The 15,923-nt window shown below is 42.8% G+C and carries 13 protein-coding genes; 4 read left to right on the plus strand and 9 right to left on the minus strand.

Going from position 1 to position 15,923, the window contains the following annotated elements; translation table 11 throughout:
- Positions 1–2: 2 nt before the first annotated feature.
- The 6 genes from NT178_07480 to NT178_07505 are packed head-to-tail and all read right to left on the minus strand — an operon-like array spanning position 3 to position 5,925.
- A complete protein-coding gene (locus NT178_07480) occupies positions 3–1,046 on the minus strand; it encodes a 4Fe-4S dicluster domain-containing protein (protein MCX5812370.1) in 1,044 nt (347 codons plus the stop codon).
- On the minus strand, positions 1,046–2,008 hold the full coding sequence (locus tag NT178_07485) for a 4Fe-4S dicluster domain-containing protein (protein ID MCX5812371.1): 963 nt from the start codon (positions 2,006–2,008) through the stop codon (positions 1,046–1,048). Before NT178_07485 ends, NT178_07480 begins: the two co-directional genes overlap by 1 nt.
- Positions 2,005–2,436 carry a hydrogenase iron-sulfur subunit gene (locus tag NT178_07490; protein ID MCX5812372.1) on the minus strand — a complete coding sequence of 144 codons (432 nt, stop codon included), beginning with the start codon at positions 2,434–2,436 and terminating at the stop codon, positions 2,005–2,007. The genes NT178_07485 and NT178_07490 overlap by 4 nt, the downstream gene beginning before the upstream one ends.
- Entirely contained in the window at positions 2,424–4,385 is a 1,962-nt protein-coding gene (locus NT178_07495) for a CoB--CoM heterodisulfide reductase iron-sulfur subunit A family protein (GenBank protein MCX5812373.1), read from the minus strand. Before NT178_07495 ends, NT178_07490 begins: the two co-directional genes overlap by 13 nt.
- Complete coding sequence (locus tag NT178_07500; protein MCX5812374.1) at positions 4,386–5,366, minus strand: CoB--CoM heterodisulfide reductase iron-sulfur subunit B family protein; 981 nt, start codon at positions 5,364–5,366, stop codon at positions 4,386–4,388.
- Positions 5,359–5,925 (minus strand): 4Fe-4S dicluster domain-containing protein, encoded by a 567-nt coding sequence (locus tag NT178_07505; GenBank protein ID MCX5812375.1) that lies wholly within the window; start codon positions 5,923–5,925, stop codon positions 5,359–5,361. Before NT178_07505 ends, NT178_07500 begins: the two co-directional genes overlap by 8 nt.
- Positions 5,926–6,242: 317 nt before the next feature.
- Here NT178_07505 and carB point away from each other — a divergent pair, with 317 nt between their 5' ends.
- Entirely contained in the window at positions 6,243–9,452 is a 3,210-nt protein-coding gene (carB, locus tag NT178_07510) for a carbamoyl-phosphate synthase large subunit (protein ID MCX5812376.1), read from the plus strand.
- Positions 9,453–9,571: 119 nt separating this feature from the next.
- On the opposite strand, the gene NT178_07515 is transcribed toward carB, so the two are convergent.
- From NT178_07515 to NT178_07525, 3 genes are all read right to left on the minus strand, one after another.
- The gene (locus NT178_07515) at positions 9,572–10,540 is read right to left on the minus strand and encodes a polyprenyl synthetase family protein (GenBank protein MCX5812377.1); all 969 of its coding nucleotides are present in this window, start codon (positions 10,538–10,540) and stop codon (positions 9,572–9,574) included.
- Between the two features lie 4 nt (positions 10,541–10,544).
- Entirely contained in the window at positions 10,545–11,276 is a 732-nt protein-coding gene (locus tag NT178_07520; GenBank protein MCX5812378.1) for a methyltransferase, read from the minus strand.
- A gap of 89 nt (positions 11,277–11,365) precedes the next feature.
- Complete coding sequence (locus NT178_07525; GenBank protein ID MCX5812379.1) at positions 11,366–12,586, minus strand: DUF1015 domain-containing protein; 1,221 nt, start codon at positions 12,584–12,586, stop codon at positions 11,366–11,368.
- A 90-nt stretch (positions 12,587–12,676) separates the two neighbouring features.
- Here NT178_07525 and NT178_07530 point away from each other — a divergent pair, with 90 nt between their 5' ends.
- The 3 genes from NT178_07530 to NT178_07540 are packed head-to-tail and all read left to right on the plus strand — an operon-like array spanning position 12,677 to position 15,909.
- Positions 12,677–13,276, plus strand: a complete 600-nt coding sequence (locus tag NT178_07530; GenBank protein ID MCX5812380.1) for a TetR/AcrR family transcriptional regulator — start codon at positions 12,677–12,679, stop codon at positions 13,274–13,276.
- Between the two features lie 30 nt (positions 13,277–13,306).
- Positions 13,307–14,722 carry a TolC family protein gene (locus tag NT178_07535; GenBank protein ID MCX5812381.1) on the plus strand — a complete coding sequence of 472 codons (1,416 nt, stop codon included), beginning with the start codon at positions 13,307–13,309 and terminating at the stop codon, positions 14,720–14,722.
- Entirely contained in the window at positions 14,719–15,909 is a 1,191-nt protein-coding gene (locus tag NT178_07540) for an efflux RND transporter periplasmic adaptor subunit (protein ID MCX5812382.1), read from the plus strand. The genes NT178_07535 and NT178_07540 overlap by 4 nt, the downstream gene beginning before the upstream one ends.
- Positions 15,910–15,923 lie beyond the last annotated feature (14 nt).

Below are 15,923 nucleotides of genomic sequence, written 5' to 3' on the forward strand. Positions count from 1 at the left end.
TTTCACTCCGGGCTTCTAAGTTGGGAAACAATTTCACTGATATCTACGGAAACGGGACAATACCTGATGCATCTTCCACAACCGCAACAGGCTATTACTCCGTTATATTTTTCAGGATAAAAGAGGAACTTGTGCCCTACCCTGTTTCTATACCTCAGGAACCTTGTCGCCCTTGGGTTATGCCCGCTTGCCTCGAGGGTAAAATGATAGAACATGCATGCATCCCAACTGCGGATTCTTTCCCCGCTTTCCAATGTCTGTTCGTCGGTAAAATTAAAACAGTAACATGTGGGGCAAAGGAATGTGCAGGCGCCGCAACTTACACACTTGCTTACTGCCTTGTGCCAGAATTCATCAAGGTCAAAACGTTTTCGCGATATTTCGGTATGGCTGATGGACGGAAATGGTTTTTTTACTGCATTATATGCATCCTGTTGTTTCTTTTGGGCTTCCTGCAGGTGTTGGCTTCCGCCTTCTATCCCCGGCATTGCAAGGATAGCCTTGCCCTTTTCGCTGACAGGTTCGAAGAGAAATCCATTTTCAAGGCCGGTCATCAGTACATCGGACCCTTCCTTGTTTGCAGGACCGCTACCCAAGGCAGTGCAGAAACAACCTGCAGAGGGGGCAGGACAACTGAGCGTTATTATTATTGTCTCGTCGCGGCGTCCCTGATAGTATGTATCAGGACCGTTTGATTCTATAAAGACCCGGTCATACACCGTAAACCCCATTGCATCGCAGGGGCGGCAACCAAAGATTATTGCCTTCGGGTAATCCATATGAGTTTCAATCTCAATTGAAACCTTTTTCGGGTCATCGGTTTCTTTTTTATAGTTATATGAAAACAAAACATCGCTCTGCGGGTAGATAACAGATTTTGGCGGGCTGTTGGCAGGTCTGTCCAGACAGAGTGTATTTCCAGGTTTAAAAGGCCTAAATATTATTACATCACCTTCAAGGACAGGCATATACACAAGGGCATCTTTACTGAGTGCCTCTAAAAATCCATCAATTTTTTCCTTTGGAAGAAAACCTGTTTCCGCCATTAAATTTTGTGCTCCTTTATCTTTAACTCATCCACGTTAAACATAAACATAGGTGGTTTGTCGTCAAGACTGACTCCAGGTTCATAATCGAAGAGTTCTTTCATGTCCCGGTTAATTTTTCTTTTCAGCTTGTTTACCGGTATACCCATCGGGCAGGCACGCTCGCACTCTCCACATTCAACACATCTGCCTGCCAGATGCAGGGCATGGATCATATGGAACATAAATTTCTCGGTGAGCGTAATTTTTTGCGTCATCCAGTGAGGATCACGGCTTTCTGCAATACAATTGTCCTGGCAGATACACATGGGACATGCATTCCGGCATGCATAACATCTGATGCAGTGGTCGAACTCCTGCTCCCAGTATTGCATACGCTCTTCAAGTGTTTTGCTTTCAAACTCTTTTATATCCGCATAAACACCCTCAGGCGCTTTATCCGATTTAATGGGGTCTCCAACCAAATGGTCATATACAAGAGGTGTGGGATATTGACATGTCCTGCACTTATCAGAAGAGAAATCGGCTACAGGTAATGTCTTTTGGCCTTTTCCGGTTTTTACTACAACATTTCCGTTATTATCAAAGACAACTTCTTCTATAGACTCCCGGTTTGTTTCTCTTAATATCCTTTTTACACTTATTACACCTGCACAGGGTATACCGATAATAACCAGATTCTCCCGTGTTATCAACCCTTCCTGAATAAATTGAACTATAGTACGACTGTCGCACCCCTTAACAATAACACCTATCTTTTTCTTTTTCAGAGTCGGGAGGTATGTTGTCAAATTATGAACGCAAAGAGGATTCCAGATTAGTTCATCAATCTGCTGGGCTGAAGTAATAAAATGCGGTGTTGCATGTATTGCATCAAAACCCTGTTTATAGCCGATCACCAGATCAACATCGCTTAATACTTTTGCAACAACCTCTTTAAGTTCTTTAACCTTATCTGTCAAGGGGTTTCCTCCTTTTTAATATGGAGAGGACCCAATTCATGAATTCTATTTGTAAACTCAGTTACCGTTTGCTGCCATCTTGCCCCTTCTGAAGCTGAGACCCAGGTATAGTAAAATCTTCTTTCATCAATGCCCAGAAACGGGAGCAGCTTCCTCAACATTTCAAGCCTTCTTCTTGCATAGAAATTCCCGTCTGAATAATGGCAGTCCCTTGGATGGCAGCCCGAGACGAGTACCCCATCTGCTCCGTTAAGAAGGGCCTTTACTACAAAAAGCGGGTCAACCCTTCCTGAACATGGCACTCTGATAATCCTGAGGTCTGTAGGCTGTTTAAAACGACTCACACCGGCAGTATCAGCGCCGCCATAGGAGCACCAGTTACATAAGAAGCCGACAACCCTGAGTTCCTGAGTGGCTACTTCAGGCATATGGCATTAACCTCCGCTAAGAGCTGATTATCTGTAAAATGTTGTAATTGTATGGCGCCGCATGGACAGGTGGCAGTACAGACCCCGCAACCGGCACAGACAGTCTCAATAACCTCAGCCACAACATTCCCGTCGCGAAGCTCCTTTTCTTTGATAGCGCCAAAGGGGCATGTTTTCAAGCATTTAAGACACCCGACACAGGTATTCATATTGACCTTCGCAACAGCAGGGTCGGATTCAAGCATATCCTTTGAGAAGAGTGCCTGCACCTTACTGGCAGCAGCACTTCCCTGACCAACGGAAGCTGGTATGTCCTTTGGTCCCTGACACGCCCCTGCAAGGAATACACCCGATGTATTTGTCTCAACAGGCCTTAATTTAGGATGGCTTTCTACATAAAACCCGAAGGTATCATAAGAGATATGGAGTTTCTCCGCCATGTGCGCTGCATCAGGTGTAGAAATTACCGCAGTGGCGAGGACAACAAGGTCTGCTTCAACCTCTACCTGAGCCCCGAGCAATGTATCTGCGCCTCTTACAACTATTTTGTTCCCTTTCGGGTAAATCTTCGATACGCGTCCCCTTATATATTTTGCCCCATACTCTTCCTGAGCCCGTCTGGTAAACTCATCATAGCCCTTCCCGGGGGAACGGATGTCCATGTAGAATACATATGATTGAGAATCAGGAATATGGTCCTTTGTAAGAATTGCCTGCTTTGCAATATACATACAACAGAAGTTTGAGCAATAAGGTATACCAATGGATTTGTCACGTGAGCCGGCACAGGAGACAAAGACTATCGTCTTCGGTTCCTCATGGTCAGAAGGCCTCACAATATGGCCTGACGTGGGGCCCGATGCATTGAGCAATCTCTCATATTGAATACCCGATATCACATCTGGATAACGGCCGCCGCCATACTCCGGAAGCTTATCCACATCTATTAGGCTGTATCCGGTGGCCACAATAATCGCGCCTATGTCCTCTGTTATGATCTCGTCCTGCATTTCATAATCAATAGCCTTTGTCGGGCATATCTTGGCGCATACACCGCATTTTCCTTTTACAAACTGACGGCAGAATTTCGGATCAATCTTTGCCTTTTTCGGTATGGCCTGAGGAAAGGGAATATTGATTGCCCTTGTCGGCGCAACTCCATAATTAAATGTATCATAGGCATTCCTGGAAGGACATTTCTCCATACAGGTACCGCAGCCCGTACATTTTGACCAGTCAACGTATGTGGCCTTTTTTCTAATCTTAATCTGGTAGTTTCCAACATATCCCTTGATCTCTTCGACCTCGGAATAAGCATGGAGCGTTATCTTATCGTGCTGGGCCACATCCACCATTTTAGGACCCAATATACAAATAGAGCAATCTATTGTTGGAAATGTCTTATCGAGGCGGGCCATCATGCCGCCTACACTCGGGCTTTTTTCGACGAGCAGTACTTCCAGGCCGCCGTCGGCACAATCAAGGGCTGCCTGCATACCGGCAACTCCGCCGCCGATGACCAGCACTCTCTTATTTACTTTAAAGGATGTTGAATAGAGCGGTTTGTCCTGCATGACCTTTGCCACTGCCATCCTTACTGCCTCTACAGCTTTTCCGGTATTCAGGTCTTTGTTTTCGCCAATCCATGATATGTGCTCTCTGATATTTGCCATCTCAAAGAAGTAGCGGTTAAGCCCGGCCTTTTCTACGGTACGCCTGAAGGTCAGCTCATGCATTCTCGGGGAGCATGCCGCAACAACAACCCTATCAAGGCCCTCTCTCTCTATAGCTTCTTTTATTTCATTCTGGCCCGGTTCAGAGCAGGTATACATATAGGTCGTTGCATAGGCAACACCTGGAATCTTTCGTGTTTCTTCCGCTACCTTGGCCACATCTATTGTGCCGGCAATATTATTCCCGCAGTGGCAGATAAATACGCCAACCCGCATTTATTCTATCTCCTCTGGTTTAGTTTCTTCTTTGCTTTCTGCTGCCTTTGTGCTTTTTACTTTAGCCTTTGCCTGTTTTTCCAGGTTCTCCCTCGCCTCCCCGGCAGTTATACGGGAACATACAAAGCGTTCTGCACTTACAATCAGCTTATCCAGGGCAAGTGCTTCAGGGCTGTAGCCATAGGCAAGACCCATAATCTGAGAAAAATAGAGAATGGGTATGTCAAATGAAGAACCCATCACGCTATTTACCTGTCCCTGGCGTAAATCAAGGTTCTGCTGGCACAGAGGACATGCAACGGCAATACAGTTGGCACCTGCATCAATAGCCATGGAAAGCACTTTATAAGTGAGCCGGTTTACCATGTCTCTTTTAGGTACCCCGAATGCTGCACCGCAGCACTCCACTTTAAATGCAAAATCACAAACATCAACCCCGGCAGCAGCAAGGATTCTATCCATTGACACAGGATTTTCCGGGTCATCAAATTGTGCAATCTCCGGCGGTCTATTGAGTATGCACCCGTAATATGATGCAACCTTCAAATCGGGCATTACGTGGGTGACCTTTGAGGCTATTGCATCAAGCCCGACATCTTCATAAATTACCTGTAAGGCAGATTTAGCAAATACTCCGCATTCATAGGGTTCATCAAGAAGCTCATTGACCTCTTGTTTAAATGAATCGCTTTTCGTCATCCCGTGCTGCGCCTTTTTAAAGGCTGTCATACAGGACGGACAAGGAGTAATAAGCGTCTTCAAACCTGTTTTTTCAACAATTGCAAGATTTCTGGCTGCCAGGGCAGCGGCAAAAACATGATCTACCGTATGTGCCGGTGTTGAGCCGCAGCAACTCCAGTCATCAGGTTCTCTGAAATCCACATCAAGCGCTTTCAGCACAACTTTCAGGGATGTATCGTATTCGCTTGCCGTGCCTTCAAGTGAACAGCCGGCATAGTAACCGTATGTTGTTTCAACCATGTTTCTTTGCCTTTTCCTGGAATCTATTGAAAATTTGAGCTACCTTATCGGCGCCCTTAATCTTCCTGGGCAAAAAATGGATCTTTCCGTGTCCCATAACCTTTGGTCCCAGCTCTGCATCGGCCAATAAATGACCTGATTTAAGGTTATACAAAAGGAGAATTCCCACTTCATATATCCTGCCGAATTGTTTCATTGAGCTAAGGAACGTGTCGTAAAATAGTTTTATATCTTTCTCGGATACCCTGTTCTCACGACGTGCAATAATCCGGAGGGTATCCATAATCCCGGCAACATCTATTTCGCAAGGGCACCTTGTCGTACATGTTTCGCAGGAAGCGCAGAGCCATATGGCTTTCGAGTTGAGGATCGTGTCTTTCTGACCTGTCTGAAGAAGCCTCATGACCTGGCTTACAGGGTAGTCAAAATAATGTGAATAAGGGCATCCTGCGGTACAGTTACCGCATTGATAACAAAGTGAGGGGTTTTCTCCGCTTTCTTTGAAAACCTGTTTGATAAAATCTAAATCGACATCATTGCTGAGATTAATAGTTTCCATAAGTTTGTTACCTATAACCAGGATGCTAAATGATTTTTAATATAGCATATTATAAAAAAAATTGTCAACAAGTTGAGTAATTTTTCAGCAATTATCGGTGAACACATAGTCGATAACCAAGCAATTTTAAAAGGTTGTCCTGCTTTTATCCTCAATCTGGCAATCAAAGCTAAGACAAACCTTATCAAAACCAACCGGGGCAGGCCCTGGAGAAAGAGAAGAACTAATTGATATTGTTGTGATTCTAAACTTCTTGACTCCTTATTGCGGCTCTGTTAGGATGCTAATAAATTCCAATCGAAAGGAATACTCAAAACATGAAAATATCAAAAATAGAAGGTATAAACAAGGTTCTAATTATAGGTTCCGGCCCTATTATCATCGGTCAGGCCTGTGAATTCGATTACTCAGGTACACAGGCATGCAAAGCATTGAGAGCTGCGGGATACAAAATTGTCCTTGTTAATTCAAACCCTGCAACTATTATGACAGACCCTGGTATGGCTGATGCGACATACATTGAGCCGCTCACAGTTGAGGTACTCGAAAAGATAATTGAAAAAGAAAAACCTCAAGGATTGCTGCCTAACCTTGGGGGTCAGACAGGCCTGAATCTCGCCGCAGAACTCTCGAGAAAGGGCATACTCCAGAAACATAGCGTGCAAATCATAGGCGTCCAGGTAGATGCGATTGAGAGAGGGGAAGACAGGAACGAATTCAAAAAGACAATGAACAAACTCAATATCCCCATGCCCGAGTCCGCTCTTGCATACTCTATTGAAGAGGCGCTGGAAATTGCGGACAAACTCGGTTATCCGGTTGTTATACGGCCGGCCTATACCATGGGCGGTACAGGCGGCGGCATTGCATATAATAAAGAAGAGCTCAAGACTATTGCAAGCAGGGGTATTTCAGCAAGCCTTATCGGTCAGATACTCATAGAAGAGGCAGTTATCGGTTGGGAAGAACTGGAGCTTGAAGTTGTAAGGGATGCCGAAAACAATATGATCACCGTTTGTTTTATTGAAAATATAGACCCCATGGGCGTCCACACAGGAGATTCCTTCTGTTCTGCTCCCATGTTAACCATTTCGGAAGATGTCCAGCAAAAACTGCAAGTATATTCGTACCGGATTGTCGAAGCCATTCAGGTCATCGGCGGCACAAATATCCAGTTTGCCCATAACCCGGATGACGGGAGGATTGTGGTTATTGAGATCAACCCGAGGACGTCGCGTTCATCCGCCCTTGCTTCCAAAGCCACCGGCTTTCCCATAGCCCTTGTTTCTGCCAAACTTGCAGGTGGATATACATTGAAGGATATACCCTATTATAGAAGCGGGACTCTTGATAAATATGTGCCTTCCGGGGAGTATGTTGTTATAAAGTTTGCCCGGTGGGCATTTGAAAAGTTCAGGGAGGCAGAAGACAAGCTGGGTACTCAGATGAAAGCAGTTGGCGAAACAATGAGCATCGGCAAGAATTACAAAGAAGCATTCCAGAAAGCTATCCGTTCTCTTGAGATTAAACGGTATGGTTTGGGTTTTGCGAGCAATTTTAATGACCTACCCCTTGACGATCTGTTGAGGCTGCTTAATGAACCGTCGTCAGAAAGACAATTTATTATGTATGAAGCAATAAGGAAAGGGGCAACAGTAGATGAACTATTTGAAAAGACAAAGATAAAACACTGGTTTATCGGGCAAATGAAGGAGTTGGTCGAGCTTGAAGAAGAAATCCTGCAATATAAAGGCAAGGTCCTTCCCGACAGGCTCCTTATTAAAGCCAAGGAAGATGGTTTCTCAGATAAATACCTTGCCAAAATCCTTGATCTGAAAGAAGAAGATATCAGGAACAGAAGGATTGCGCTGGGTAAAGTTGAAGCATGGTGTACGGTCCCGGTAAGCGGTGCTGATGCTGCGTATTATTACTCTACATACAATGCCCCTAATGAAGTCAAAATAAGTGACAGGCCCAAGGTGATGATCCTCGGCGGCGGTCCGAACAGGATCGGCCAGGGTATAGAATTTGATTACACATGTGTACATGCTGCATTTACATTACGCGACGAAGGTTATGAATCAATAATGGTCAATTGTAACCCGGAGACGGTTTCTACCGATTATGACACCTCCGATAAGCTTTATTTCGAGCCGCTTACTGTTGAGGATGTTCTAAGTATATACAACAAGGAAAAACCGATCGGTGCAATAGTCCAGTTTGGTGGACAGACGCCGCTTAATATTGCAAAGGAACTTGAAGAGGCAGGTGTAAAAATACTGGGGACATCCCCTGAAAGCATAGATCTTGCAGAGGACAGAAAACGCTTTAAACAGGTAATGCACAAGCTTGAGATACCGCAACCTGAGAGCGGAACCGCAACAACGCTTGTTGAGGCAATGAAGGTGGCAGGCGAAATAGGTTATCCCCTTATGGTAAGACCATCTTATGTACTTGGCGGACGCGGGATGGAAATTGTCTATGACGATGCAACCCTCACATCCTATGTTAGTGCAGCCGTTGATATAACTCCAGGCAGACCCATCCTGATTGATAAGTTTCTCGAAAATGCAATTGAAGTGGAGGCGGATGCCATGGCAGATGGCGAAGATGCCTTTGTGCCCTCCATCATGGAACATATTGAGCTTGCCGGCATCCATTCCGGCGACAGCGCCTGTGCAATCCCACCCCGGACTCTATCGGAACAGCATATCAAGACTATAAATGAATATACGAAGAGGATTGCCATAGAGCTGAATGTTGTGGGACTCATGAACATCCAGTATGCAATCGCTAATGACATAGTCTATATCCTCGAAGCAAACCCCAGAGCAAGCAGGACTGTGCCTCTTGTATCAAAGGTAACGGGGGTTCAGATGGCGCGTATTGCCACACAGTTTATGCTTGGTAAAAAATTGAAAAATATGAACCTGAAACACAAAAAATATTCACACGTAGGCGTAAAAGAGGCTGTGTTTCCCTTCAATATGTTCCCCGAGGTTGACCCGACCTTAGGACCGGAAATGAGATCAACAGGGGAAGTTCTTGGTATGGCTGACTCATTTGGTCTTGCCTTTTTCAAGTCTCAGGAGGCAGCAGGACAAAAATTGCCCGAAAAGGGTACTGTGCTTATAACAATATCACCGAAGGACAGGAACGATATCCTCGGGGCGGCAAAATATCTGAAAGAGGCAGGTTTCAACATTCTTGCTACGGAAGGAACACATAAATTCCTTGCAATAAATGATATAGCATCAACACAGATAAAAAAGGTTCATGAGGGAAGACCCAATATTCTCGATGCGCTGCACAATAAGGAGATTCAGCTCATTATCAATACGCCGATAGGTAAGAACAGTATGCATGACGATTCTTATATAAGGAAAACGGCTATAAAATACAAAATACCTTATATTACAACAACAGCGGCAGCCAAGGCGGCAGCAGAGGGTATCAGGGCATATATAGAAAAAAAGGAAGGGACGGTTATCAAGTCGCTCCAGGCTTACCACGCGGATATAGAATAGATTTATTCCAATTTCAAATCAAAACGCTATCATCGTTGGCTTTGTCATCAGCTCCAAGTTTAGTACGTCGAGGAATGTAACAACGAGTTAACGAAGTTATATGAATGAAGGCAAATCGGTTATGTTTTTCTCTTGTGCATATACTCAGGAAGCCAAAGAAGCGCATCTTTAAAAGGTGAAGGTTCGAAGACCTTCAAACAGTCTTTTGCTGCATTTGTGTATTCCATTGCCTTATCGGATGTATACTTTATTCCGTCATATTTTTTAATAATAGCACTTACCCTTTCAAAATCTCTCAATGTAATGCTCGATTTATCAACCACTTTCCTGACAACGGTTTTTTCTTTCTCTGTTGCAGCTATTATGGCACTGATAAGGGGAAGTGTTATTTTTCCTTCTTTAAGATCTGTCCCTACTTTTTTTCCAAGAACCTCATCGTATGAGTTGTAGTCAAGCATATCATCAGTCAATTGAAAGGCCATGCCGAGATTTTTTCCATATTCTTTTAATGAAAATCTTTTCTCTTCATCAACATTCCCCAGTATCGCACCTATTTCGCATGCTACTGAAAAAAGAACCGCCGTTTTATTCCTGATGATTTCAAAATAGTCTTCTTCACTGGTATTAATATCCGATGTCTTCAAAAGCTCTAATATTTCACCTTCAGACAACTGTTTTGTTGTATGCGCCATGGTTTTTATAATTTCAAGGTTGTCTCCGTCTGCCATAAGCTCAAAAGACTTTGTATATAGAAAATCACCGACAAGGACACTTGCTTCATTCCCCCATATTGTATTTGCTGTTGAAGCACCCCTTCTTGTTTTTGCATTATCTACCACGTCATCATGTAAAAGCGTTGATGTATGAATGAACTCAATAATTGCCGAGTATGTTATATGTTTTTCTCCGTTATATCCGCAGAGTTTTGAGCTGAGCATAACGAGGATCGGCCTGATTCTTTTTCCGCCTGATTTTACTATATAATTTACAATCTCTCTTATGAAACCGACTTTTGTTGAAACTAATTGTTCTATCGATATTTCGAGTTTTTTCAGGTCATTTTCTATCAGCTTTAAAATCTGTTCCATCTCCCTACCCCTTCAGACAGTAATAACTTTCAATTTCTTCCGTATATTGCTCATTATCGTATATATAAAGAGGTTTTTCAATAGTTACTTCCATGCCGCCTTCTTTTGTAAATTCAGCAAGAAAAAGGTTGGCGCTCTTCTCTTTTTTCGGATAAATTAATCTGAGCCTTTTCGGTTCAAGCTTATTGGCTTTGGCAGTGTATATGAGTTCGCCCAGTCTTTTTGAAGGATAAATAATATAAAAACGTCCTTTTTTGTTCAATAAAGCCGCTGAAGCTGAAAGTAATATTGAAAGATCAATATACGATTCATATCTTGCTATAAACCTTGAATGTTTTGGACTCTTTCTTCCCGTATGTTCTTTTGTATAGGGAGGGTTGGACACGATTACATGAAAAGGTGTCTTTTTTAAGCTTTCAACAAAAAGTTTAATATCGCCGTGGATAAACTGTATGTTTTCACAATTGTTGAGGTCTTTATTCTTTTGGGCCGCATGGAATAATTCTTCCTGTATCTCTATGCCCGTCATAAAGTTCTTATTGCCTTTCTTTGACATGTAGACAGGTATAATGCCACAGCCGGTACCAATATCCAATAATCTTTCATGCTTTTTCAAGGTTATAAAGTTTGACAGGAGAATGGCGTCAATAGAGAACCTGTAGCCATCCTTTTTCTGGATTATTTTTATTTCATCATCACACAGAATATCAAGTGTTTCATCATCCGCTATATACATTTTTATGATTTTCCAATCATGGTTTCAACCATCGGTTGCAAGAAGGTCTGCCACGGGCTTGCCCATAGGAATCTTCATGCCGGCGGCATTTATTCATACTTGTAGAAAATCAAACCTGTGAGTATTTTAGGATAAAAGAAAGTTGATTTTGGCGGCATATATAGACTATGATCGGCAATATCCTTTACTTCCTCAACCGTTGTAGGGGGGAGGAAAAGTGCCAGGTCAAAATCGCCTTTTTTTACAATGCTTATCGATTCATATGATTCTTGTGTAAAGGAAATCTCATCGTCAGATATATTCAGGAGCCCCTTTAGTATGCCATTATGCAATATGTTTACCTTCAGTCTTTTCAGGCTATCATGCATTTTATCGTCCATTGGAATGGAATTGCTTATTCTAAGCATATAAAGAGCATTGGGTGCATCTTTCGAGTATAAAAGATAGGCCGGCCCGACAGAGTGAGCAATATACTCCAGTGCGATGCTGAGTGAACTGTCGTTTTCCAGCGGGATTTTTTCAATCTCAGCATATTGTTTTACGGAATCCAAAATTTGATTAATGTTTTTGATATGTTTGTATTTTACCAACCGGTGGTAAGGGAGGATCACAACACCATCAGAATACATATTCGTTAAATAGATTGGTATATACGAAAGTCCCAGCCTGTATGAAACATCCAGCCTGTGATGACCATCGGCAATATATATGCTTTTTTTATCCATTTCCTTAGAGAGGACATTTATTGCATCCCTGTCTGTCATCTTATAGAATCTGTTTGTAACAGACTGTTCGTCAATAAAGTCGTAGACGATCTCTTTTGCGGCTGCTGTAAGAATGTTTTCAATATCCTGCATATTGTCTTCATAAAGACCGAAAACAAAGCTTGTGCAGGTTTTCAAAGATGAGATCAACCTTTCCCTGTCTTCTTTTGCCTTTTTCCGTGTTTCTTCGTGCGTGAGCATGCGGTTTTTTTCAATCTTGTTGAGGGCAATAAAACCTCTTCTGAGAAAGGATTTATGCTCGACTTCGAATTCTTGTTCATATATGTAGACAGTATCTTTGTTATCGAAGGTCAGTATACCCTGTTGCAGCCAATTTTCGAGTGTTTCTTTTGCAGTATTGTATTTGTCCAGAGGGGGATGTTGTTCAGGTAATTCCAGTCTGATTGCGTTGAACCTGTTTCTTTCATAATATGTCCCGGCATTTGAGATAACATCGTAGGGCGGGCAGACGCAAGAGGCTATATCGCCGGTTTTTTTCTTGTTAAAAAGCATCCCTTTAAAGGGTTTTATGTTTGTTTCCGACATGCTGAATTTGTTAACACAGGCAAGGCATAATGTCAAAAGGTTTTAGCTTGACACAATATACCCGTTTCTATAAACTGAACATGTGTTCACATGAACAGACGTTCAGGAAAAGATTCAAAGGAAAAAATACTCGACGCTGCTTTAAAAGTATTCTCTGAATACGGGTACAAAGGCGCAAGCATCAGAATGATAGCCAATAATGCCCAAATCAGTATAGGTGGGCTTTATCTTTATTTCAGGAATAAAGAAGACTTATACATGACGCTTATGAAGAAAAGGTTTAAGTATCTTGTGGATATGATAAGAGAGGCAATCCAGGATATCAATGACCCGGTGGAAGCAATCACAACATTTATAAAGGTGCATCTTGAATATGTAAAGAGCCATAAAGAGTTAATAATTACCCATGGCAGGGAGCATGGATTCACCTTCGGCATTGAGATGAAGAGGAAATTTTTTGAAGAGCAGAGAAGCATTCTCGAGCATATAATCCATAAAGGCATAGATTCCGGTAGTTTTGATCAATGTAATGCACAGGAAACGGCAAGAATAATTATCGGAACAATAAGAGGTTTTTTTCTTTCCATAGTTGTAGATCCGGATAACCTCTTTTCGCCTGAAGAATGCAGCAAATTTATACTTTCAGGTTTGTTGCGAAGGGGTCAAAAAAACGGAATAATAAATAATTAAAGTTGAACATAGCAACCAAAAGAGGCTGAAATGAAGAAATATTTTTTTATATGTCTGATTGCATTGTGTTTGTGCTCCCGGGCAGGTGCAGCAACAGAATATACCCTTGATGCTCTTTACAGGATAGCCCTTGAAAGGTCGGAAAAGATAAAAATCTCCGCTGAAGATCTTTATATAGCAATAACAGGTAAAGAGAAGGCCATGTCGTTTTTGCTGCCTCAGCTCTCAGCGGTTGGAGGATATACAAGGTACAGAGATTCCAAAACATCAGATTCGGGCATGCTGATTCAGCCGGATGAAGCAGCATCCTATGGGCTAAGACTTGACCAGTCAATGTCGTTGTCTGGCAGGGAAATTACCGCTTTTAAAATCTCAAAGGATAATATCGAAAAGAGTAAATTCGACCTGTTTGCAGTTAAAGAAGCATATATGTTTATTGTCTCAAATGCTTATTACGACTATCTGAAGACAAAGAAGATCGTTGATATTTCAAAGGCTAATGTGGAAAGATTGACTAAGCATAAAAATGCTGCCGCGACAAGGCTTAAGGTTGGAGAGGTTACAAAAACAGCCCTGTTGAGGGCAGAGGCGGAATTATCCGGGGCGCAATCGGATTTGATAAAAACAGGCAATTTTATGAAGCTGAGAAAGGCTGTTATTGCAAGGATTGTAGGAATAAATGAGGATTTTGAAGTGAAAGAGGACAGCGAGTCAGGGAACGCAGGTAATAGTTCGGAAGAAATCATTGAAGGATGCCAACTTTTGGCTGTTGAATGTTTAAAAGAGAAGGCTGATAGCGAGCGCGCTGAGCTGAAGTCAGCCAGCCTTCAAAAAAAGATAGCCGATGATACTGTCAGGGTTGTCCATGGGACCTACTGGCCGACAGTCTCCGTTGAAGGGGTGTATCAAAAAAGGAAAGAGACCCCTGAAACAACGAGCATTGTTCGGGATAACATTTATGGCGGGTTAAAATTCAATTTCCCTTTTTTTGAGGGTGGGTTACGGGATGCTCAGGTAAAAGAAGCGGGTGCAAAAAAGAGACAAACAGCACTTGCCTATGAAGATCTTAAAAAAAGTGTCGGCATTGAGGTTGAGAGCGCTTACCTCGATTTTATCACACAAAAAGGGGTATTACAATCTCTCGAAGATCAGTATGCATTTGCAAAAGACAATTATAACGCTGTTGCAAGACAATTTGAATACGGGCTTGCCAACAGCATAGATGTTATGGATGCCAACACCTTGCTTGTTACTGCAGAAAGACAGCTTGCGGATGCAACCTATAATTACCGGCTATCCATTCTGATGATAAAACGTACAACAGGTGTGCTTTTGAAGTCGGTGATGGATTCGGAACCTGCCGGTTTGCTTGACCAACAGGGCATTTGCAGTAAAACCGAAAAAACTTCGATATCTAATAAACTTATAGGAGCAGTTGATAAATGAAAAAATTAAAATTTATTGTCATACTTGGCTGCTTGTGGCTTACCGTTTACTCCGTGTTGTCATTAACCGGGTGCAGTAAAAAGGAAACAAAGACAACGGAGAAAACGTTTAATGTACAGATTCAGACTGTAGAAAAAAGGCAACTCAGGCCATTTATCGAGGCAACCGGCACATTGACCCCTTTTGAAGAAGTGTTTATCAGTGCAGAAGTCGAAGGGGTTTTGAAGAGTGTGAAGGTTGATGAAGGTACGGCAGTTTCAAAAGGCATGCTTCTTGCGGTAATTGACGATACAGATTATAGCCATGAAGTGAAAAAGGATGAAGCGCTACTGAAACAGGTTGAAGCAACCCTTGCCAATACAAAACTCGAGTTTAAGCGAAAAGAAGCCCTCTTTAAAGAAGAGCTTGTTACACAGCAGCAGTTTGACGACGTATCTACGAGGCTTTCCCTCGCAGATGCAGAGATTGACAGGGCAAAGGCGTCTTTATCCCTTGCAAGGCAGAAGCTCAATAAAACGAAAATATATTCCCCGCTGGCGTGTGTAGTAAAAGAGAAAAAGGTCTCAGTGGGCGATTTTGTTAAGAACGGCACCCAGCTTTTTGTAATTATCCAGTCAAATCCCTTAAAATTACACTTTGCAGTGCCTGAGAAGGATGTGAGCAGGCTCAAGACAGGTCAGGATGTAATGCTAAAGGTAGACGCCTTTCCTGATAGGGATTTCAAAGGAAAGGTGAATATTGTTTATCCGAGCCTCGAGGAAAAAACAAGAACGCTCCAGATAGAGGCATTGGTTCCGAACTCTGATGGAATCTTGAAGCCGGGTTTTTTTGCAAAGGTTATACTGTACACCGGAGGAGAAAAGGCTACGGTCGTTGTCCCGGTGACCTCTTTGTTGTATGAAGCGGAAAAGGTAAGGGTATTTGTAGTTGAAGGTGATGACAGGGCAAAAGAAAGATTAGTAAAGATCGGCAGTAAATACGGAGAAACCATGGAAATCATTGAGGGGGTGAAAGAAGGAGAAAGTGTTGTCGTTGCAGGGCAGCAGGCCTTATCAGAAGGCGCAAGGGTTGCCGTGTTGGCTGCGCCTGCAAGTTCAGAATCTGCCCCTATTCCGTCTGTGACAAAAGACAGGAATCAGCAGATAGAAACGAAGAGCAAGGACAACCCGACCGGCGGCAGAAAGTGAGGCACAACTGATGA

This window comes from Pseudomonadota bacterium (assembly GCA_026388255.1).
Taxonomy (GTDB): Bacteria; Desulfobacterota; Syntrophorhabdia; order Syntrophorhabdales; family Syntrophorhabdaceae; genus JAPLKB01.